Origin of the sequence: Azospirillum sp. TSH64, assembly GCF_003116035.1 — a bacterium.
Classification (GTDB): domain Bacteria; phylum Pseudomonadota; class Alphaproteobacteria; order Azospirillales; family Azospirillaceae; genus Azospirillum.
In genome coordinates this window covers 4752177-4772476 of sequence record NZ_LGQW01000015.1, presented here as the reverse complement: position 1 = coordinate 4772476, position 20300 = coordinate 4752177, and the positions used below count along the sequence as shown (strand labels likewise).

At 66.4% G+C, this 20300-nt stretch carries 19 protein-coding genes; 7 read left to right on the top strand and 12 right to left on the bottom strand.

Annotation, left to right across the window (positions count from 1 at the left end; translation table 11 throughout):
- The first annotated feature begins 406 nt into the window (after positions 1–406).
- Positions 407–760, top strand: coding sequence for a response regulator (locus TSH64_RS22980; protein WP_247873383.1), 354 nt, complete (start codon positions 407–409; stop codon positions 758–760).
- 60 nt (positions 761–820) lie between these two features.
- Here the strand turns inward: TSH64_RS22980 and TSH64_RS22975 are convergent, their stop codons facing one another.
- The 3 genes from TSH64_RS22975 to TSH64_RS22965 form a co-directional block, all read right to left on the bottom strand.
- Positions 821–2614: a DUF3369 domain-containing protein gene (locus tag TSH64_RS22975; protein WP_109448535.1), complete on the bottom strand. Its 1794-nt coding sequence runs from the start codon at positions 2612–2614 to the stop codon at positions 821–823.
- Positions 2615–2676: 62 nt separating this feature from the next.
- Positions 2677–3624, bottom strand: a complete 948-nt coding sequence (locus TSH64_RS22970; protein ID WP_247873101.1) for an SH3 domain-containing protein — start codon at positions 3622–3624, stop codon at positions 2677–2679.
- The gene (locus TSH64_RS22965; RefSeq protein ID WP_109448533.1) at positions 3621–4556 is read right to left on the bottom strand and encodes a LysR substrate-binding domain-containing protein; all 936 of its coding nucleotides are present in this window, start codon (positions 4554–4556) and stop codon (positions 3621–3623) included. Before TSH64_RS22965 ends, TSH64_RS22970 begins: the two co-directional genes overlap by 4 nt.
- Before the next feature lie 158 nt (positions 4557–4714).
- Between TSH64_RS22965 and TSH64_RS22960 the strand changes: the two genes are divergently transcribed.
- Positions 4715–4939, top strand: coding sequence for a hypothetical protein (locus TSH64_RS22960; protein ID WP_146208061.1), 225 nt, complete (start codon positions 4715–4717; stop codon positions 4937–4939).
- Between the two features lie 51 nt (positions 4940–4990).
- Positions 4991–6079, top strand: a complete 1089-nt coding sequence (locus tag TSH64_RS22955; RefSeq protein WP_109448529.1) for an asparaginase — start codon at positions 4991–4993, stop codon at positions 6077–6079.
- 49 nt (positions 6080–6128) lie between these two features.
- Here the strand turns inward: TSH64_RS22955 and TSH64_RS22950 are convergent, their stop codons facing one another.
- The 3 genes from TSH64_RS22950 to TSH64_RS36440 all read right to left on the bottom strand — a co-directional run bounded on the left by TSH64_RS22950 (position 6129) and on the right by TSH64_RS36440 (position 9383).
- Positions 6129–6758, bottom strand: a complete 630-nt coding sequence (locus tag TSH64_RS22950; RefSeq protein ID WP_109448527.1) for a hypothetical protein — start codon at positions 6756–6758, stop codon at positions 6129–6131.
- Between the two features lie 161 nt (positions 6759–6919).
- Positions 6920–8722 carry a translation elongation factor 4 gene (gene lepA / locus TSH64_RS22945; RefSeq protein ID WP_109448525.1) on the bottom strand — a complete coding sequence of 601 codons (1803 nt, stop codon included), beginning with the start codon at positions 8720–8722 and terminating at the stop codon, positions 6920–6922.
- Positions 8715–9383 carry a type II toxin-antitoxin system RelE/ParE family toxin gene (locus TSH64_RS36440; protein ID WP_247873100.1) on the bottom strand — a complete coding sequence of 223 codons (669 nt, stop codon included), beginning with the start codon at positions 9381–9383 and terminating at the stop codon, positions 8715–8717. The genes lepA and TSH64_RS36440 overlap by 8 nt, the downstream gene beginning before the upstream one ends.
- 415 nt (positions 9384–9798) lie before the next feature.
- Between TSH64_RS36440 and TSH64_RS35400 the strand changes: the two genes are divergently transcribed.
- Entirely contained in the window at positions 9799–10950 is a 1152-nt protein-coding gene (locus tag TSH64_RS35400) for a hypothetical protein (protein ID WP_146208060.1), read from the top strand.
- A 448-nt stretch (positions 10951–11398) separates the two neighbouring features.
- On the opposite strand, the gene hrpB is transcribed toward TSH64_RS35400, so the two are convergent.
- The gene (gene hrpB / locus TSH64_RS22930; protein ID WP_109448523.1) at positions 11399–13963 is read right to left on the bottom strand and encodes an ATP-dependent helicase HrpB; all 2565 of its coding nucleotides are present in this window, start codon (positions 13961–13963) and stop codon (positions 11399–11401) included.
- 176 nt (positions 13964–14139) lie between these two features.
- On the opposite strand from hrpB, the gene TSH64_RS22925 reads away from it, so the two are divergent.
- Positions 14140–14613 carry a ferritin family protein gene (locus TSH64_RS22925; protein WP_109049693.1) on the top strand — a complete coding sequence of 158 codons (474 nt, stop codon included), beginning with the start codon at positions 14140–14142 and terminating at the stop codon, positions 14611–14613.
- Positions 14614–14652: 39 nt separating this feature from the next.
- Here the strand turns inward: TSH64_RS22925 and TSH64_RS22920 are convergent, their stop codons facing one another.
- On the bottom strand, positions 14653–14865 hold the full coding sequence (locus TSH64_RS22920) for a hypothetical protein (RefSeq protein WP_109448521.1): 213 nt from the start codon (positions 14863–14865) through the stop codon (positions 14653–14655).
- 114 nt (positions 14866–14979) lie between these two features.
- The gene (locus tag TSH64_RS22915) at positions 14980–16017 is read right to left on the bottom strand and encodes a hypothetical protein (protein ID WP_146208059.1); all 1038 of its coding nucleotides are present in this window, start codon (positions 16015–16017) and stop codon (positions 14980–14982) included.
- Positions 16018–16218: 201 nt separating this feature from the next.
- On the opposite strand from TSH64_RS22915, the gene TSH64_RS22910 reads away from it, so the two are divergent.
- Positions 16219–16635, top strand: coding sequence for an HRDC domain-containing protein (locus tag TSH64_RS22910; protein WP_109448517.1), 417 nt, complete (start codon positions 16219–16221; stop codon positions 16633–16635).
- Positions 16636–16923: 288 nt separating this feature from the next.
- Positions 16924–17070, top strand: coding sequence for a hypothetical protein (locus TSH64_RS35990; protein WP_199237854.1), 147 nt, complete (start codon positions 16924–16926; stop codon positions 17068–17070).
- A gap of 133 nt (positions 17071–17203) precedes the next feature.
- Here the strand turns inward: TSH64_RS35990 and frc are convergent, their stop codons facing one another.
- The 3 genes from frc to odhB all read right to left on the bottom strand — a co-directional run.
- Complete coding sequence (gene frc / locus TSH64_RS22905) at positions 17204–18454, bottom strand: formyl-CoA transferase (protein ID WP_109448515.1); 1251 nt, start codon at positions 18452–18454, stop codon at positions 17204–17206.
- Positions 18455–18564: 110 nt separating this feature from the next.
- Complete coding sequence (locus tag TSH64_RS22900; protein ID WP_109448513.1) at positions 18565–19038, bottom strand: PAS domain-containing protein; 474 nt, start codon at positions 19036–19038, stop codon at positions 18565–18567.
- 338 nt (positions 19039–19376) lie between these two features.
- A partial coding sequence (odhB, locus tag TSH64_RS22895) for a 2-oxoglutarate dehydrogenase complex dihydrolipoyllysine-residue succinyltransferase (protein ID WP_109452958.1) occupies positions 19377–20300 on the bottom strand: 924 nt, incomplete at its 5' end.

Sequence of the window (20300 nt, the reverse complement as noted above, 5' to 3'; positions counted from 1 at the left end):
GTTATGTAAGAGACAGGGCCTCCGCTTTGGCGGGGGCCCTTTTCGTTTGTCCTACCTGAAGGATTCACGAAAGGCTCCTTCACGATAGCTCACCGCGCAATCATATGATGAATTGCTGATTGATGAATCTCGAGTGCATTCGCTAAGGGAAAACCCTGAGGCTGATTGTTTCAATTCAATGTTTGACGCCAGGACGTTGATCTGTGGGAAGATTGGGGGTCAGGATTGTTCGCCCCCGGTGGACCCACGATGTGTTCGATGTCACGATTACGGCACAGGCGATGCGTGCATTGCCTTGGCAAGTCGAATGCCCATCACACTGCAAGCGACGAAGCGGGGGAAGTCTATGGTTGATCCAGCAGACGGTCAGGCAACCAAACCGGAGTCCGGCAGGCCACTCATCTTGGTGGTGGACGACGACCGCTCGATCGTCGAGGGGCTGGCGATTTTGTTGGACGGCTGGGGGTACGAGGTGGTGAAGGCGCTCAGCGCCGCCGCGCTGGAGGCACAGCTGGGTGGGTTGGGCCGGGTGCCGAACCTGATCATCGCCGACCATTACCTGCCGGCCGGCCGTACCGGACGCGAGGTGGTGGAGCGTGTCCGCAGCGAAACCGGGCAGCAGATCCCGGCCATCATCCTGACCGGCGACAGCACGCCCGAACGCCGCGACGAGGCCCAGCTCATGGGCTGCGAATTGCTGCTGAAGCCGGTTCAGGTCGGGCCGCTGCGCCAGGCGGTCGAAGCGCTGTGCAGCCGGTAGGATTGCGGCCTGTCGGACCAACGGAGTCCGAGTGAGGGCGACGTTGCCGCAACAGGCACGTCAGGAAGCCGGTCCTGCCGCGGAACGGGGCAGGTCGACCTCCGGCAGCACGGCGAGGAAGGCATCGACCACCGCCGGGTCGAACCGCAGGCCGGCCAGCCGGCGGATTTCATCCACGGCGTGATCGCGGTCCAGCGCCGGACGATAGGGCCGGTCACGCGTCATGGCGTCATAGGCGTCGGCAACGGCGACGATGCGGGCGCACAGCGGGATCGCCGCCCCGGTGCGGCCGTCGGGATAGCCGGTCCCATCCCAATTCTCGTGGTGCCAGCGTGCCACCGCCGCCCCCAGATGAAGATGGGTCGGGCCGTCGGCCAGATGGCTCGCCTGGTTCAGCAGGCTGGCACCGGCCACCGTATGGGCCTGCATGGCGCGGCGCTCCGCCGCATCGAGCGGGCCGGGCTTGGACAGGATCGCCGGGTTCACCGCCGCATTGCCGATGTCGTGCAGAATGGCCGCGAGGCCGATGATCTCCAGCGTCGAGTCGTCCAACGTGTCGGCGAAGAGACCGTCGGCATGCAGGCGGCGGGCGATCCGTTCGGTGATTGCGGCGATGCGCAGCGACCGGCTGAACCGGTCATCCTCCGCAGCAGCCGCGTCCATGTCAGTGCAGGCTGCCCCATCCCTGGCAGGCCCGTCGGGGGTCAGCGCGCCGCGGCCGCGCTCGGCCAGATCGGCCAGCGCCGCCAGCGTGCCCTGCTGGGCGCGGTAGAGCTGCTCGTAATGGTGCAGATTGTCGAAACCGACGGAAATCTTGCCGCAGAACACTTCGATCAGCTTGCGGTCCAACTCCGACAGCGGCCGGTTGGAGCGCAGGTAGACCACCGTCTCCCGGTCGTTCGGCGTGCGGATGTAGAGGGTGCAATGGTCGCCGGCAAAGACATGCGCCCGCTTTTCCAGGCAGGCGGTCACCGCGGCCAGCACCGTAGGATCGACATGGCCGGCGGCGGGTTCGTTGATGAGATCCTCGAACCGGCCCGATCCGGCCAGCACATAGAGGCCGTTGCCGGTTGCGGCCTCGACCGGCCGGTTGCTGCTACCCGGGGTTCCGGCACCGCCGCGCTGCACGCACAGGATGGCGTCCGGCCCCACCCCCAGCAGGCCCGACAGCTGGGTCAGCACGCCGGCGGCGAACAGCTTCATCGAGCGGGCGCGGAACAGCGACGACGACGCCTCGATGATCTTCTCCAGCCCGCGGCGGTTGGCGTCGATCGCCACGATGTCCTCGTAGGAGCGGAGCGCCGCGACCGTGGTGGTGAACAGCTGCTGGGCGGTCAGCTGGGTCTTCGCCTTGTAGTCGTTGATGTCGTAATCGAGGATGACCGCCCGTTCCGGCGCCTGTCCCGGCTGGCCGGTGCGCAGGATGATGCGGACGTTGCGGTTCTGCAGCTCTTCGCGGATGTGGTGGACCAGCCGCAGGCCGGCATCCTCGGTCTCCATCACCACGTCGAGCAGGATCAGCGCGATGTCGCGCTCGCGCGCCAGGATCCGCCGGGCCTCCGCCGCCGAATGGGCGGACAGGAAGCGGGCCTTGCGGCCCTTGAAGGCGAAGTCGGACAGGACGAGCTTGGTGATCGCATGGACCTCCGGCTCGTCATCGACGATCAGCATGGTCCAGCGGCTGCCGGGCGCCTCCTCGGCGGCAGCGCCGTCTTCGGAGATGTCTTCCGGGGCGGCATCGTCGAGGAAGACCAGATCCTCGTCGGCCGATTCGGGGGCCGATTCGGGGGCCGGCCCGGCTGCCGGATCGGTGCGGGGGTCGTCCTCAGGTCCGGTCGGGTCGGCGTCGGTCATGGCTCTTCAATCGCGAAAGGGTCATGAGGACGGGCTTGGCCGGCCCGCATGGCGGTCACTCATCAAAACGTATCCAGCTCGATCACCGTACAATCGAGCGCGCGTTGCGCCAACGTGCCGCAGGCGGTGTCGACCTGCAAGCGCGTGAAAGGGGCGACGCCGACCTCGTACAGCAACCGGCCCTTGCGGAACACCGGCCAGACCATCGCCGGCAGGTCGCGATAGGCGCTGCCCGGCCCGGCGGTGAACTCCTTCCAGGCGCGCAAGCCCTCGGCGTAGCTGACATATTCGCCGAGCTTGATGCCGTAGAGCATGCCCGGTTCGACCGGCGGCATCCCCGGCAGGGGATAGGGCGCGGCCACTCCGACCAGCCCCTGGACCGGCGCCAGCGCGCGGGTGCCGGCGGGCAGGGCCAGCGTCGCCTCGCCATCGGCGGCACCGATCAGCGCCACCACGTCGCCCTTGCGCAGGGTGAAGCTGCGCCGCTTGCGGTTGGCCAGGATCTCGGTCGCGGAGATCGGGCCGGCGGCGACGACATAGCCCTCCGCCGGGGTCTGCGCCGCCTTGTCCCAGGCCGCCCGCGGGACGACCGCGGCGCTGCGGTGGGAGGGAGGGGCATCCGCCGGCTGGTTGGCGGCGGGCTTGGGCGGCCGCGGCCCTTCGCCGCCGATTGCCGGCCGTCCGGTGACCATCAGCGCCGGGTCCAGCGAGTCGGCAGGGACATAGCCGATGGGCTGGCCGCCGATGGCGATCTCCGTCCAATAGGTGCCGCGCGGCGTGCCGAGAGCGTTGAGCGCCTTGCCCTGCTTCAGCGTCATGACGATGCGGGCATCCTCGCTGGGGCCGATCCGCACCTCGATGTCGCGGTTCAGCACCACCTCGCCGGTCAGCGGGGCGCCGATGGCGACGGGGCTCTGCGCCCAGGCCGGCGGGGTTGCTGCAACACTGCCGGCGCAGGCGAGGACGAGGGCAAGCGCCGTTCGGGCGCAACGGGGCGGCACGGCGATCATTGGGCGGCTTCCCTGGCAGTCACCTGTGAGGCATGGGGTGGCTTCCGGCGGCCCAGCAGCTGGCCGCCGACGAGGTCGTGGATCGCGTCGGCCAGCAGCCGCACCGGCTTGGGTGCCGTGCCGCGGGCGCGGTGCAGGGCGATGTCGACGTCCGGCAGGTCGGGAAAGCCCTCCGCCGCACCGATGCGGCGCAGGCTGGGCGGGACGGTGCAGGCCTCCATCGCCGTCACCCCCAGCCCGCCCATCACCGCGCCATGGACGGCGACGACGCTCTTGCTGGTGAAGGCGACGCGCCAGTCGCGCCCCATCCCGTCCAGGGCGGCGACCGCGATGTCCCGCACGACGCAGCCTTTGGGGAACAGCGCCAGCGGCAGCGGATCGAGGCTTTCCACCGGACGGCAACCCGGCGCGGGGTCGAGCGGCGGGGCGACCCAGGACACCGGCTCCTGCCGCACCAGCTCGCCGCCGGCCTCGCCGGCCTTGCGGGTGATCAGCGCCAGGTCGTAGCGGCCCTTCTCGATCTCCGCCACCAGATCGGGGCTGTTGTCGCAGACGACCTCGACCATCACGTCGGGATAGGCGGCGTTGAAGCGGGCCAGGATCTCCGGCAGCAGCATGGTGGCGTAATCGTCGGGCGTGCCGATGCGCACGCTCGCCACCGTCGGGCTGCGGTGCATCAGCGCCAGCACCTCGTCGTTCAGGGTCAGCATGCGCCGGGCATAGGCCAGCAGCACCTCGCCGTCGCGGGTCATGCGCACGCCGTGGGTGTCGCGTTCGAACACGCGCTTGCCCACCGTGTCCTCCAGCCGGCGCACCTGCTGGCTGACCGCCGCCTGGGTGCGGCCCAGCCTTTCGCCAGCGCGGGTGAAGCTGGCGCTGTCGGCCACGGCGACGAAGGCGCGCAGCAGGTCGGTGTCGAGATTGGCGGGCATTTGGGGAACCGGAAGTTGCCGCTTATTCAAGCAGAGCGCCGGCCCGTCCGCAACGGCGCGGTCATTACGAACCGTGATGACACCATAATGCCTATTCGTTTCCAAGGGATTGGCGCACCCCCCATTGTCGGCCTCCGACCCCCTTGGAGTTTCCGATCATGTCGCTGTTCGCCGCCTGGACCGGCACGGTTCTCGGTGCCGCCCGCCTGGAGCCGCCGGCCATTCCCACCCCGGCCGTTCCGGAGCCGCGGCGCTTCCGCCTCGCCTACAATCCGTTGCCCTCGGCCGGGCCTGCGTTGGGGTATCGCCTGACCGTGGAGCACGCGCCGTCGTCGGTCCGGTCGCCGCTGCCAATTCCGGGTCGCCAGCGTCTTGAGAAGTAAGCGGCCCGCAGCCTATCCTGCCGCCGATAACTATGCCGGCAGGAGTGGGCGATGGGGCGGGTCTATGTGCTGTACACCGGGGGCACCATCGGGTGCGTGACCAATCCCAACGGGGCGCTGGCGCCGGTGCCGGGCATGGAGTTCGAGCGGCTGGCCCTGTCGGTGCCCGGCCTGTCCGACCACCGGGTGAAGGATTATCCGGACCTGACTTGGACCATGGACTGGTTCGACCGCACGCTCGACAGTTCCAACATGACGCCGATGGACTGGGTCGCCATCGCCCGCCGGCTGCTGTCGGTCTATGACCAGTATGACGGCTTCGTCGTGCTGCACGGCACCGACAGCATGGCCTACAGCGCGTCGGCCCTGTCCTTCCTGCTGCCCGGCCTGTCGAAGCCGGTGGTGTTCAGCGGATCGCAGGTGCCGCTGTCCTTCACGCTGAGCGATGCGCCGGCCAATCTGGTCGGCGCCATCGTGGCGGCCGGCACCCTGCCGGTGCCGGAGGTCTGCGTCTATTTCGACACCAAGCTGCTGCGCGGCAACCGCTCGTCGAAGGTCGACGCCAACCGCTTCGCCGGCTTCGATTCCCCCAACTTCCCGCCGCTCGCCACCATCGGCAGCGTGGTCGCCCGCAACGAGCCGCACTGGCTGCCGATGCCGGACTCGGGCGTCTCGCTGGCCGGGCCGGACAACCGGGCCAAGCGGATGGCGGCGCTGGACGCCCTGCCGGCGGCGCTGGCGGACTTCTCCGTCGTCATGCTGTGGCTCTATCCCGGCATCCGCGCCAGCACGGTGTCGGCGATGCTGACCGGCACCAGCCCGGCGGCGACGGGGGCGATCCTGCTGGCCTATGGCGAGGGCAACGGCTCGACCGATCCGGACTTCCTCGACACGCTGTCTGCGGCGGTGAAGGCCGGCGTTGTGCTGATGGACAACACCCAGGTGCAGCGTGGTGCTGTGCTGCCCGGCGCCTATGCCACCGGGCTGGCTGCCGTGGGAGCGGTCGGCGCCTATGACATGACGCCGGAGGCCAGCTACGCCAAGCTGGTCTGCCTGTTCGCCGCCGGGCTGGACGTTGCGGCGGTCAAGGCGGCGATGCCGGTGCCGCAGGCCGGCGAACTGACGGTGATCGGGGATTGAGCGTCTGTCCGAAGGCGGAGGCCGATGGCGCTCCGCCCTCGGCGACGGTTTACTGGCCCATGCCGGGCTGGGCCGGGGCCATGGTGCCGCGGTTCATCGTGCCGTTGCCCATGGTGCCCTGGTTCATGGTCCCGGTGCCCATCGAGCCGTTGCCCATCGACCCCTGGTTCATCGAGCCCTGGTTCATCGAGCCGGAGCCCATGCCGCCGTTCATCGAGCCGCCCATCGAGCCGCTCCCCATCTGGCCGCCCATGGCGCCGCCGGTCGAGCTGCCGTAGCCGGTGTTGGCCTGGCTGCTGTACTGGGCGAGCTGCTGAAGCTCCATCTGGTCCTGCATGACGACCACTTGGCGGCCGCGCCGCTCGAAGGAGGCCGGGGGCAGCATCACCGATTGGCCGGACTTGGCCAGCTTCAGTTCGACCATGGTCTGGCCGTCGGCGCCGGTGGTGACGTTCTGGATGGTGCCGGCGACGGGGCCGCCATGGCGGTGGACCACCCGCTTGCCGATCATGTCCCGGCTGGCCTGGACGTCGCGGGCGCCGGTGTCCATCGTGCCGTTGGCAACCGCGTTGGACCTGGCGGACCCGCCGGTCTGGGTCTGACCCATCTGGGCGTGGCCGGGCGCGGCGGCGGCCATCAGCATCAGGGCCGGAACCGCGGCGGCGAGAAACTTGCGCATGTCATCCTCCCGGATAGAACCAAAAACAGGGGAGGCGCCGCGCAGGAGCGGCACCGTCCTGGGTGTGATGACACCCGAACGGCCGTTTTGTTGCGCAAGGTTGTACGGAATTGCCGCGTTCTACAAAAAAGGCGGGCCTGAGCCCGCCTTGTCCGTTTGCCTTATTCGTCGCCCATCTTGAGCGCGGCGATGAAGGCGCTCTGCGGGATTTCGACCTGCCCGAACTGGCGCATGCGCTTCTTGCCTTCCTTCTGCTTGTCCAGCAGCTTGCGCTTGCGGCTGATGTCGCCGCCGTAGCACTTGGCGGTCACGTCCTTGCGCATGGCGCTGATGCTCTCGCGGGCGATGATCTTGCCGCCGATGGCGGCCTGCACCGCGATCTTGAACAGCTGGCGCGGGATCAGCTCCTTCAGCCGTTCGCAGAGCTGGCGGCCGCGGCGCTCGGACTGGCTGCGGTGGACGATCATCGACAAGGCGTCCACCGGCTCGGCATTCACCAGGATCGACAGCTTCACGAGGTCGCCTTCCTCGTAGCTGTCCATCTGGTAGTCGAAGCTGGCATAGCCGCGGCTGATCGACTTCAGCCGGTCGTAGAAGTCGAACACCACCTCGTTCAGCGGCAGGCGGTAGACCAGCATGGCGCGGGCGCCGGCATAGGTCAGCTCGATCTGCTGGCCGCGCCGCTCGGTGCAGAGCTGGAGGACGCCGCCGAGATACTCGTCGGGCAGCATGATGGTGGCCTTGATCCACGGCTCGTCGATGTGGTCGATCCGCATCACGTCGGGCATGTCGGCCGGGTTGTGCAGGTCCCGCACCGTCCCGTCGGTCATCGTCAGCTTGTAGACCACCGAGGGGGCAGTGGTGATCAGGTCGAGGTTGAACTCGCGCTCCAGCCGCTCCTGGATGATCTCCAGATGCAAGAGGCCGAGGAAGCCGCAGCGGAAGCCGAAGCCCAGCGCCGCCGACGTCTCCGCCTCGTAATGGAAGCTGGCGTCGTTCAGCTTCAGCTTGCCCAGGCTGTCGCGCAGCCGCTCGAAATCGGCGGCGTCGACCGGGAACAGGCCGCACCACACCACGGGGATGGACGGCTTGAAGCCGGCCAGGGCCTCGGTCGCCGGCTTGCGCTCGTCGGTGATGGTGTCGCCGACCTTGGTCTGGGTGATGTCCTTGATCGCGGCGGTGATGAAGCCCATCTCGCCCGGCCGCAGCTCGCCGGTCAGCAGCGCCTTCGGCGTGAAGACGCCGACGCGGTCGACGTCATGGGCCGAGCCGGCGGCCATGAAGCGCACCTTCTGGTTCACCTTCAGCACGCCGTCGACGACGCGCACCAGGATGACGACGCCGAGATAGGGGTCGTACCAGCTGTCGACCAGCAGGGCTTTCAGCGGCGCGTCGGCATCGCCCTTGGGCGGCGGCAGCCGCTTGACCACCGCCTCCAGCACGGCGCCGATGTTGAGGCCGGACTTGGCCGAGATCTCCACCGCGTCCGACGCGTCGAGTCCGATCACGTCCTCGATCTGCTGCTTGATCCGCTCCGGCTCGGCGGCGGGCAGGTCGATCTTGTTGAGGACCGGGATGATCTCGTGGTTGTTGTCGATCGCCTGATAGACGTTGGCGAGCGTCTGCGCCTCGACACCCTGGGAGGCGTCGACCACCAGGATCGAGCCCTCGCAGGCGGCCAAGGACCGGCTGACCTCATAGGCGAAGTCGACGTGGCCGGGGGTGTCCATCAGGTTCAGCGTGTACTGCTTGCCGTCCTCGGCCTTGTAGAGCAGGCGGACGGTCTGGGCCTTGATGGTGATGCCGCGCTCGCGCTCGATGTCCATGCTGTCGAGCACCTGTTCGCGCATCTCGCGCGCGTCGAGGCCGCCGCACTGCTGGATCAACCGGTCGGCAAGGGTCGACTTGCCATGGTCGATGTGGGCGATGATCGAGAAATTGCGGATGTGCGAGAGGTCAGTCATCGGGGCCCAAACAAGCGAGAGTTTGCCGGGAACATAGGGCGGACGGGGGATGGGCGCAATGATGGTGTGTCGGCGGGCGCGGTCGAGGGCGTATGGGCGGTTGCGGAAGGGCGGGGGCGTGGGGCGGATGGAACGGGGTGGAACGTTTTTCCGCGGGGTGTTCACTGTTCCATACGGGCGGGCGCGTGGGGAGAAGCCGCACGGCGGGGGGAGGACGGGCCGCGGGGCGGCTTCGGTGGAGCGGGCGGAGGTGGCGGATCGCCACTGTCAGGGCATGCGGTGCCCTCCGCTGTGGGGGAGGGCGTAGCGTAGCATGGATGGGGGAGTGGGGGTAAAGGTGGGATGGAAATGGAAGTTGAGGCTTGGGCTGTTGGTAAACGATGCAGCCGGCATTAGAGACAGTTCTGCACTTCGTGCTGGACGCGCAGGATGTGACGCGGATCGTGCCCAAGTTGTAGACGATCACATAGGGGTGGACCGCTATGAATTCCCGCGCACCGTCTCGCCGAAGGCGGCCTCGGGCTGGAAATTCGGCGAGGCTTCCGGCCGTGCTTCTGAGGCGAAGCGCCATACGTCGGGCCGCCGCGGGATTGAAGTGGCCGATGTAGTTGCGGATCGCGATCAGATCGGCAGCGGCGGCCGGAGCGAAGACTGCTTGCACGACGGCGCTGGACGCTCGTCCGCCGTGCCCCAACTGTCGAGCCAGTCTGTAACATCGCGCAGAGGGATCATCTGGCCGGCGGCAACCTGTGCCCGTGCCTCGGCAATGGCGTGGGTCAGCCCATCGTCATCCGCTGGTATGAGTGCAATCTCAGGCTCGACCACGGGTTTTCTCCAATATTAGATGGTTGAAACGGATTGGTTTTGGTTTGTCCAATTTAAGGCATTTTCAAGTGAGGTGGCAGAGATCGTGAATTGCTATCATCGAGGAGTGCAACGCGCTATAATAGGTACGTAATTTAGGCGTATAAGGAGCGAATGTTAATGCGCAAAAATTGACGAATGGCTTTGTAGTAAAACGCTATAAATTTCCGCGTTTCTAGCGTTCAGGATCTATTTTGGAAATAAAATTCTGGATGAGACGCATTTCATTAAGAGGAGTGGGAAAGTTGAATCATAGCCTAATATATCCTTCATATATGCCGGATGCTAAAAATTTGCGAGCAAGCTTATTGTTTTATAAGAAGATTTCTACAATTATTCCTCAAGAAGACTCTCAATCTGTACATGAAAAGCCATATGTCTCCGAATTAATTAATCATTTAGGTAGAAGTTCTATAGGGAGATTTGACCCGGCATTCTATTATCACGAATGGTATAGAGAAAAGAATGCTGAAAAAGAAATTAACTTTATTATAAATAAAGCAAAAAAGGATCTTGCGTATAAGCTCTCTTCAGAACTGGTAAGACAAATTTCTTCTGGAAATTTGGCAGGGAAAATAAACCAAATTAAAGCTCTTGAAGATTATGGGTGGCGGTACCTCTCTATGCAAAAAATACCAGAAGATTTAATTGAAATAATTATTGATAAATATATTGCTGTTCGTGCGCAAAGTTATCAATATGAACAGTCTCCCATTTTAATACACCCAGAAATCGCGAAGTTTATACTCGTTAGGTTGGCGAAAATGGTGTCTGAAACTGAAAATGTAACCCCAGTTTCAACCGAAAAAATAACATCAGGATATTTTATATATGAAGCAAATATACAAAATCAACAGAGGCGCGCGAATTTCATTCAACTTTCCCTTGATGTTCTTGTTCCTGATGGCATCGAGAGCATGGATATTTTGAGGTATTGTGATATTCGGGATGAGTATTGTGATGTTCGGGAAAACTTGGGTAATCTAGTGAATGACATTATGGTTGATATTAACATTGATGACGAGAGGAGCTTTAGAAGGTTTGAAGAAAATACATCAGACGTTCTTGCAGAGCTTCATAGAAAAATGGAGCGAGCGGTTAGAAATTCTAGCATGAGAAATACGCTTGCAATGACTGTTGATATAACTGCCAATACAGCAGGCAGTGCATTGGGCGCATATTTAGGGGGAGTTGGAGGTGCCGCTTTGGGAGCGGGGCTGGGAGCTTTGGTTTCTAAATCTGTGTCGGGCAGTCTTGAAAGACGATTTCCGGTTAGCAATAGAGGAATCGAACGCTTTGCGTCTCTGCAGAGCAGGATAAGGTCAGCCAATTATAAACCCTCTATTCCATATCCATACTATTAGGCCGCATTACTAAGGCGGGTGTTAAGATGGTAGCTACTTCAATTATTAATTCAACAATCTTTCTTTCTGATTGCGAATAACATCACTGAATACCGCACAAAATGGCGTCTTCGGTGTCTTCATCGCAGTGACTGATGAAGCGCTTTCAGTATGCGCTGGGCGGTGGGATGCGGCTATCGCATTTGCCTTCGCGCGGGCAGGGACGCGCATGAGGCCATGCGGTCCGGGACTCTCGGGGGTGCCCCTCACCCTCCCCACGCCTTCGGCGCGGGTCCCCGCCCTCTCCCGGGGCGGGAGAGGGTGACGGGCGCGCTTCGGCGCGCCGCCAAGGGGCATGCTGCCCCTTCGCAATCCCCTGGCAAAGGCTGGTGCCTTTGCTGCCCCCTCACCCTGACCCTCTCCCCGGGGGGGAGAGGGGATTGGGGGCGTTGCGGTGAAGGGTGGGCCGTTACCGGCCCCTCGGCTTCGCCCTCGCGGTCGGCTCCGCTTCCAGCGGGTTGTCGGGCCAGTAATGTTTCGGGTACTGGCCCTTCAAATCCGCCTTCACCGCCTTGTAGGCGTTGGCCCAGAAGCTCGCGAGGTCGCGGGTGACCTGGACCGGGCGGCGGGCGGGGGACAGCAGGTGCAGCAGCACGGGCACCCGGCCGCCGGCGATGCGCGGGGTCTGGGCCAGGCCGAACATCTCCTGCAACCGCACCGCCAGCACCGGCTCCTCGCCGTCATAGTCGATGGGGATGCGGGAGCCGCTCGGCACCTCGACATGGGTCGGGGCCTCGGCGTCCAGGCGGGTCTTCAACTCCCAGGGCAGCAGGGCGCGCAAGGCGCTCGACAGGTCGATGCGCTCCAGATGGGCGCGGCGCGACACGCCGTCGAGGAAGGGGGCCAGCCACGCCTCCAGACCGTCCATCAGGGCGTCGTCTGACAGGTCGGGCCAGCCGTGGGCGTCGCCCTCGCGGGCACGCAGGAACATCACGCGGGTGCGCCATTTGCGCAGCTCGTCGGTCCAGGGCAGGCAGGCGGGGCCCAGCGCGCGGATGCCCTCGATCATCGCGGCAACCATCGCGTCGGCCGGCGGCTTGGCCAGCTTCTCGTCCTTCAGGATCAGGGCGAACAGCATGCGCCGCCGCCGCGCCAGCACCGTCTGTTCGCGCGCGTCCCAGGCGACGATGGTCTCCGTGCGGATGTCGTCGGCGAAGCTCTCCTCCAGATCGGCCAGCGTCACCGGGGCAGCCAGGAAGATGCGCGATTCGCGGGCGGCGCCGTCGAGGTCGGCGATGGCGAGCCACTCCTCCGCCGACAGCGGCTCGGCCTGCTGGAAATAGGCGCCGCGTCCGCCCGACAGGCGGTACTGCGCCGCCACGCCGCCCGGTTGGCCGCCGGGGCGGCGTTGGCCGATGCGGTCGGGATAGGCCAGCGCCAGCAGGATGCCGACGGCGTTGGAGTCCATCGCGTCGTCGTCGCGCACGCCGAGCTGGCGGCGCCACTGCCGGGCCTGCTTCACCGCCTGCTGCGCCCCGCCGTGGTCGACGCTGAGGCCGCGCGCAGCACCAAAGCCGCCGCGCTCCTCGCCGCGCAGCAGATCGACGCGCAGGCGCAGGTCGGCGTCGCGGAAGCCGGGCTGGGAACGGACGATGTCGCGCTCGCCCAGCAATGCTGCGACCAGACAGGCGAGCGCGCCCTGGCCCATCGCCTTGCTGGCCAGCATCATGTGGGCCAGACGCGGATGCACGCCGAAGCCAGCCATGCGGCGCCCGTGCGGGGTGATCGCGCCGTTGCGGTCGAGCGCGCCGAGGCCGGTCAGCAGCTCGCGCGCCTGGGCCATCGCCGCGGCCGGCGGCTGGTCGAGCCAGGACAGGCTGGCGGGGTCGGAGACCCCCCACACCGCAAGCTCCAGCGCCAGCGGGGCGAGGTCGGCGTCGGCGATCTCCGGCGTGGTGAAGGGGGCCAGCGCCTTGTGCGTCGCCTCCGGCCACAGGCGGTAGCAGACGCCGGGCTCCAGACGGCCGGCGCGGCCGCGGCGCTGCTCGGCCGAGGCCTGGCTGACCTTCACCGTCGCCAGACGGGTCATGCCGCCGCGCGGGTCGAAGCGCGGAACCCGCATCAGCCCGCTGTCCACCACGATGCGGATGCCCTCGATGGTCAGGCTGGTCTCGGCGATGGAGGTCGCCAGCACGATCTTGCGCTGGCCGGGCGGGGTGGGGCCGATGGCGCGGTCCTGCGCCTCGGCCGACAGGTCGCCATAGAGCGGGGCGATGACGGTGTTCGGGCCGAGGTCGGACTGGTCGAGCAGCGACTGGACGCGGCGGATCTCGCCGACGCCGGGCAGAAAGACCAGGGCGTTGCCGGACTCCTCGCGGAGCGCGCGGCGGACGGCGGCGGCGACGGCGTCCTCGATGCGGGTGCCCTGTGTGGGGGCGTCGAGGTGGCGGGTCTCGACCGGGTAGGCGCGGCCCTCGCTGGTCACCATCGGGGCCGGGCCTTGCGTGTCCGCGAGAAGGGTGGCGACCGGGGCGGCGTCGAGCGTCGCCGACATCACGACGAGGCGCAGATCGTCGCGCAGAGCGCCGCGCGCCTCCTGCACCAGGGCAAGGGCGAGGTCGCTGTCGATGCCGCGCTCGTGGAATTCGTCGAACAGGACGGCACCGACGGCGGGAAGCTCCGGATCCTCCTGAAGCTGGCGCAGGAACAGGCCGTCGGTCACCACCTCGATCCGCGTCTTCGGGCCGATTTTGGTGTCGAGGCGGACGCGGTAGCCGACGGTCTCGCCCACCGCCTCCCCCAGCATCGACGCCATCCGGCGGGCGGCGGCGCGCGCGGCGAGGCGCCGCGGCTCCAGCACCAGGATCTTGCGGCCCTTTGCCCAAGCCGCCTCCAGCAGGGCCAGCGGCACGCGGGTGGTCTTGCCCGCACCCGGCGGGGCTTGCAGCACGGCGGTGCCGCGGCTGTCCAGCGCCTCCAGCAGGGCGGGCAGGACGGGATCGATGGGAAGGGCGGGGAAGGCGGGCTTGCTCATGGGGGGAGTCTGCTGCCGCGAACCGGAGCGAAAGGCAATGCTTTTCGGGTGCGGGTGGGCGCGGCGCGCGCCAAAAGGTCGCAGGGGTGGGGGAGCGGGAGAGCGGTCGCGACCGATGGCCTTAAAAACTGTATGGTTTTGAGGTCGTCGGGCTTTTTCGCACCTCAAAGGGACCCATGACCGATATCCACGACGCCGCCCTGTTCCTCGCCCACGCCTGTGCGCTGGAGGAGGACGCCGCCAACCGCTTCTCCGACCTGTCGGAGGCGATGAAGACCTATGGCAACCAGGAGGTCGCGGCCTTCTTCGGCCAGATGGCGAAATTCTCGCGCCTGCATCTGGCCGAGGCGCGGGAACGGTCTGGCTTCCGCAAGATCCCCGATCTGGCGCCGGAAGACTTCCAGTGGCCCGACGGCGACAGCCCGGAAGCGGCCTCGATGGAAGGCTCGCACTATCTGATGACGGTGGAATACGCGCTGGAACTGGCGCTCGACAGCGAGCGGCGCGGGCAGGCCTTCTACGCCGAGGTGGCGAAGACCACCACCGACGCCGAGGTCCGCATGATGGCCGAGGAGTTCGCCGCCGAAGAGGCCGAGCATGTCGCTCAGCTGGAGGTGTGGGCCAAGCGCTATCCGGCGTTGCAGGGGTAAGAGAGTGAGGAAGGGGGCGCTGGCTGCCCCCTCCCCTGGTTACTTTGACAGGGCGGACCAGTCGATCTCGTACACCTTGTCGGCCGGCTGGTAGCTCTTGAAGGCGGCGATCACGTCATCGACGCTGACGCCGCCCGGCACGTTCTGGATTTCATAGACGACCGAGCTGCCGCTGGTCGGGCCGACGTCGGCGTTGCGGTGGGCCTGCGAGACCAGCCCTTCGCCGGCCTTCTTGATCATGATGGAAGCCATGCATCCGTCTCCTGTTGCGACTCGCCCGACGGCAAAACCATAAACAAAAAGTGGTTTAACCGGAAGGCGGAAAGAACGGCGACGTTCGCACTGCGTCATTTTTGAGGGGCGTCCTTACGGCAGCGATGCGGCCTCCGTCACCGGGGCGCGGCCGGGCATGCGGTCGGGCTGGGCGCCGCGCAGCGCCCCGGCGATGCCGCCGGTCAGCCAGACCGAGAAGGCGTTGCGGCCGGTGGCGCTGGCCTGATCGCAGGCGGCGGTGGGGGCGGCGCCCTCATAGTCCTCGGGCTCCACGGCGCCGCCGCCGTAGTTCCACAAGGGCAGCGAGGCGGCGGTGGGCTGGCCGGCCGGTTCGGCGGCCGAGGCGCTGGAGATCAGGCTGGGCGCCTGCCGGGCCGGGCGGCTGTGCACCTCGATCAGGGCGACGCGGATGCCGGCGGCCCAGGCGCGGTCGATGAAGGCGCGGACCTGCCGCTCGGTGGCGGTGGAGCCGGCGACGGCCCCGGGCGCCCCGCCGGTCAGCCAGGCCGACGGCGTCGGGCCGCAGCCGCGCCGGTATTGCAGGGCCACCTGATCCTGAACATAGGTCTGGCCGCGATAAAGCCGCATCAGGCCGTTGCCGTAGCGCTGCAGCTCGTCGACCGGGCCGCGGCTGGCGGTCAGCAGGTTGCGGTCGATCAGGATCAGCGTCGGCTTGACGGCGATCAGCCGGTCGAGCAGCGGCTCGAAATCGGCGAACTGGGCCTGCCGATGGACGATGCGCAGGAATTCCAGGTTGGGCACGCCGCGCTCGGCGGCGACCTTCGCCATGCCGTGCTCGTCCAGCGTGGCGTCGCGCAGGGCGGTGTCGCCCAGCGCCACCACCATCACCGAATTGGGGACGCGCGCCGCCCGCTCTGCCACCGTGTTGATGCGGTTCAGGTTGTACCAGGCGAAGGGCTGGTCGTAGAGCATCGACCCGCTCCACAGCACCCCCAGCGCCGCCAGCGCGGCCAGCACCAGCGGTGCGATCAGCAGCGTCCCCAGCACCCCCCAGCGCCGCCTGCCGCGCCGCGGCGTCTCCGCGGCGGCGGTTTCCCCGGCGTGGGGGGAAACGGATTGCTGGTCCGGTTGAGACTGGGACGGGGGCTCCTGCGGGTCGAGATGGGACATCGGGCGTCTCCGGGCGTGCTGCGGCTACTCCCACAACGCGCGGAGGAGGTGAATCGACACGCGGTAATTGGGGGTATCCCCAAGGCCCCGGAACACCTCCGCCGCAGGGTCCCGGTTTGCCGAACGCGCCGTTTGTGTGTAGGCTCCGACCATGGAGGACGGCCTTGCCGCAGGGTTGGCTCCTTACAACAGGATTGGGCGATGAGCACCGAGATCCGCACCTTCAGCATTCCCGACGCCGCCGCCGAAGAGGCGCAGGCGCAGCTGTCCAGCTTCCTGCGGACGGTCGAGGTCCAGCGCATCGAAACCGCCTATGCCGACGGGGCGTGGCGCGTGCTGGTGCTGTTCACCGACCTGCGCCGCAAGGAGGAATCCCAGCAGATCGAGGCCGCCATCGCCGCGGCGCTGAACGGCTGGCGCGACAAGGCCGCCGCCCAGGCCGGGGTGACGCGCGACGCCGTTCTGGCCGACGATCTGGTGCAGGAGATCGCCCGCTTCGCACCCACGACGGAGCATGAGCTGTCGATCATCCTGAATGCCCGCGGGCAGGCCATCTCGCCCCAGGGCGGGGAAATCGTGCAGGTGGTGCGCTCGACGCTGGACCTGTTGATCGACTGACCGGCTGATCGGCCGACCTGTTGACCGACCGACCGGCCGATCGGCTCCGGGTGGAGCATCGGCGAAGTCCTATCCGATTCGGAAAGACGATGCACAGCCAAAGGCTGTGGCGAACCTGCCGTAAGCGTCAGTTGGTCCGGGCGTTCCGGTATGCCAGGATTGCCCCCTTCACTGGCACCGGTGGATGGGATGACTGTGGCTTGGAAGGATCATCCGAAGCGTCGTGGCGCAGCTCCGCACGCGGTCCCCGCGGACGCGGTGTGGACCATGGTTCCGGACTATCGGAAGATGGCGCAGGAACTGGCCATGCTGGGGGCGGAAGCCGCCCGGCGCGCCCGCATGACCGGCAACGGGCATTACGACCGGCTCGCCCACACCCTGACCAGCCGGGCAGACGAGATCCTGGACGATCTGGAGCGCGGCCGAAAGATTTGACCGGATTGGACGGTTGCGAAAAGGAAACGGCGCCCGGATGGGGCGCCGTTTTTTGTTTTCGCAAATCTGCCGGGTGCCCCCTTCACCCCACCCCTCTCCCCGGAGGGAGAGGGGGCGCCGGGGGCAATCGGCCTCAGACCACCTTGGCGCTGTGCATGGCAGCGATCTGGTCCTTGTTGTAGCCGAGCTGGGCCAGGACCTCGTCGGTGTGCTCGCCGAGCAGCGGGGAACCGGTGACCTCGACCGTCATGTCCGAGAACTTGATCGGGCTGCCGACGGTCAGGTACTTGCCACGCTGCTTGTGGTCGACCTCGACGACGGTGCCGCTGGCGCGCAGCGACGGGTCTTCGGCGATCTCCTTCATCGACAGCACCGGCGCGCACGGGATGTCGTACTTGCGCAGGATGTCGACGGCCTCGAACTTGGTCTTGTCCTTCAGCCAATCCTCGATGATCGCGAAGATGTCGAAGATCTTGTCCTGACGGGCGAGAGCCGTGTTGTAGGCCGGATCGTCGATCCACTCCTCGCGGCCCAGAGCCTTACAGATCGGCGCCCAGGCATGGCCCTGGATGGTGAAGTAGATGTAGGCGTTGGGATCGGTCTCCCAGCCCTTGCACTTCAGCACCCAGCCCGGCTGGCCGCCGCCGCCGGCATTGCCGCCGCGCGGAACCACGTCGGTGAACTTGCCGTGCGGGTACTGCGGGTATTCCTCCAGGTAGCCGACGCGGTCCAGGCGCTGCTGGTCGCGCAGCTTGACGCGGCAGAGGTTCAGCACGCTGTCCTGCATCGAGACGGCGACCTTCTGGCCCTTGCCGGTCTTGGTGCGGGCCATGAGCGCGGTCAGGATGCCGATGGCGAGGTGCATGCCGGTGTTGCTGTCGCCGAGAGCGGCGGCGGACACGGTCGGCGGGCCATCCCAGAAACCGGTGGTCGACGCGGCACCGCCGGCGCACTGGGCGACGTTCTCATAGACCTTCAGGTCCTGGTAATGGTGGCCGTCGCTGAAGCCCTTGACCGAGGCGACGATCATGCCGGGGTTCAGTTCCTTGATCTTGTCCCAGCTGAAGCCCATGCGGTCCAGCGCGCCGGGGCCGAAATTCTCGACCAGCACGTCGGATTCCTTGATCAGGCGGGTCAGGACTTCCTTGCCCTCGGCCGTCTTGGTGTCCAGCGTCAGGGAGCGCTTGTTGCTGTTGAGCATGGTGAAGTACAGCGCGTCGGCATCCGGGATGTCGCGCAGCTGGCTGCGGGTGACGTCGCCGGCGCCCGGACGTTCGACCTTGATGACGTCCGCGCCGTACCAGGCCAGAAGCTGGGTGCAGGCGGGGCCGGCCTGCACGTGGGTGAAGTCGATGATCTTAATGCCTTCGAGCGGCTTGGTCATGACTGCAACACTCCCTTATTTCGCGTTGTTTCAGTTTGTCTGTTGGATTTGATCGTCAGGGATCGGCTCCGGTTCGATCTTCGGAGCCTGCTCCCGGGGTCCGCTCGCCCTCAGCCGGCCGCAGCGACGCCTGCTCGGGCGGCGGCTTCGAGGTCGGTGAGGCGGCGGCGCAATGTCCGCTCTTCGGTCCAGCGGGCGGTTTCGTCCCGCACCACGGCGACGATCCCGGTCACCGCACCGTCGGTCCCGCGCAAAAGCGCGACGGTGAAGGCGATCGACAGGCTGTGCCCGTCCTTGTGGACCGCCGGAACCCGAAGCAAATCATGGCCATAGCGGGTCTCGCCGGTGGCCATGGTGTTTTCGTACCCATCCCAATGACGCTGGCGCTGGCGTTCGGGAATGATGATGTCGAGCGACTTGCCCATCGCCTCGTCGGCGGTGAAGCCGAACATCCGCTCCGCCGCTGCATTCCACAGGGCGATGGCGCCGGCCGGATCGGACACGATGACGGCATCGCCGATCACCGCCACCAGCTGTTCGCAATCCACAACCGCGGGCGAACCCGCTGCTGTCCTCTCGTCCATGTCGATCTCCTTGGTGCCCGCCCCCTCTTGGATTGGGCACCGGGGGAGCCGGTGCGGCGATGGCCCGTAAGCCGCCGTCGCACTGACATTATCGATACGGTATACCAGATACCATATCTTTGGCAAGAGGATTTGAGCGCTTCGCGAACTGTTGTTTGCGCGAACCTTTTGGGGGGTGCAGGTATCCCCTCTCCCCGGGGGGGAGAGGGGGATTCTTCGGGGGAGTGCGTGCAAAAAGAAAAAGGGCGCCTTGCGGCGCCCCTTCAGGATTCCAAGGGCCGAAGCACTTGGACGGGTGGGTCAAGGGAGGGCAGTTGCCCTCCCTTGCCTCGTTGGTCTCAGACGTCCAGCAGCAGGCGGCGCGGATCCTCGATCAGCTCCTTGATGCGGACGAGGAAGGTGACCGCTTCCTTGCCGTCGATGATGCGGTGATCGTAGGACAGCGCCAGATACATCATCGGGCGGACCTCGATCTTGCCGCCGACGACGACCGCGCGGTCCATCGTCTTGTGCATGCCGAGGATGGCCGACTGCGGCGGGTTGATGATCGGGGTCGACATCAGCGAGCCGTAGACACCACCGTTGGAGATGGTGAAGGTGCCGCCGGTCAGTTCGTCCATCGACAGCTTGCCGTCGCGGCCCTTCTTGCCGAGAGCGGCGATGGTGCCCTCGACGCCGGCGAAGTCCAGCTGGTCGGCGTTGCGCACCACCGGAACCACCAGGCCCTGCGGCGTGCCGACGGCGACGCCGATGTCATAGTAGTTCTTGTAGACGATGTCGGTGCCGTCGATCTCGGCGTTGACGGCCGGGATCTCCTTCAGGGCCTGGACGGCGGCCTTGACGAAGAAGGACATGAAGCCGAGCCGCACCTTGTGGCGCTTCTCGAAATAGTCCTTGTACTCGGCGCGCAGAGCCATCGCCGCCGACATGTCCACCTCGTTGAAGGTGGTCAGCATGGCGGCCGAGTTCTGGGCCTCCTTCAGACGCTCGGCGATGCGCTGGCGCAGGCGGGTCATGCGGACGCGCTCTTCCTGAGCGGCGCGCGGACGGTCGCCCTGGGTGCCGGCGGCCCACTGGACCTTCGGAGCCGGGGCCGGAGCGGCCGGCTTGGCGGCGGGAGCCGGAGCCGCCGGGGCAGCCAGCACGTCACCCTTGGTCACGCGGCCGTCCTTGCCCGAACCGGCGATGGACGAGCCGTCGATGCCCTTCTCGTCGGCCAGCTTGCGGGCGGCCGGGCCGGAGGCTGCCAGGTTGCCCGGAGC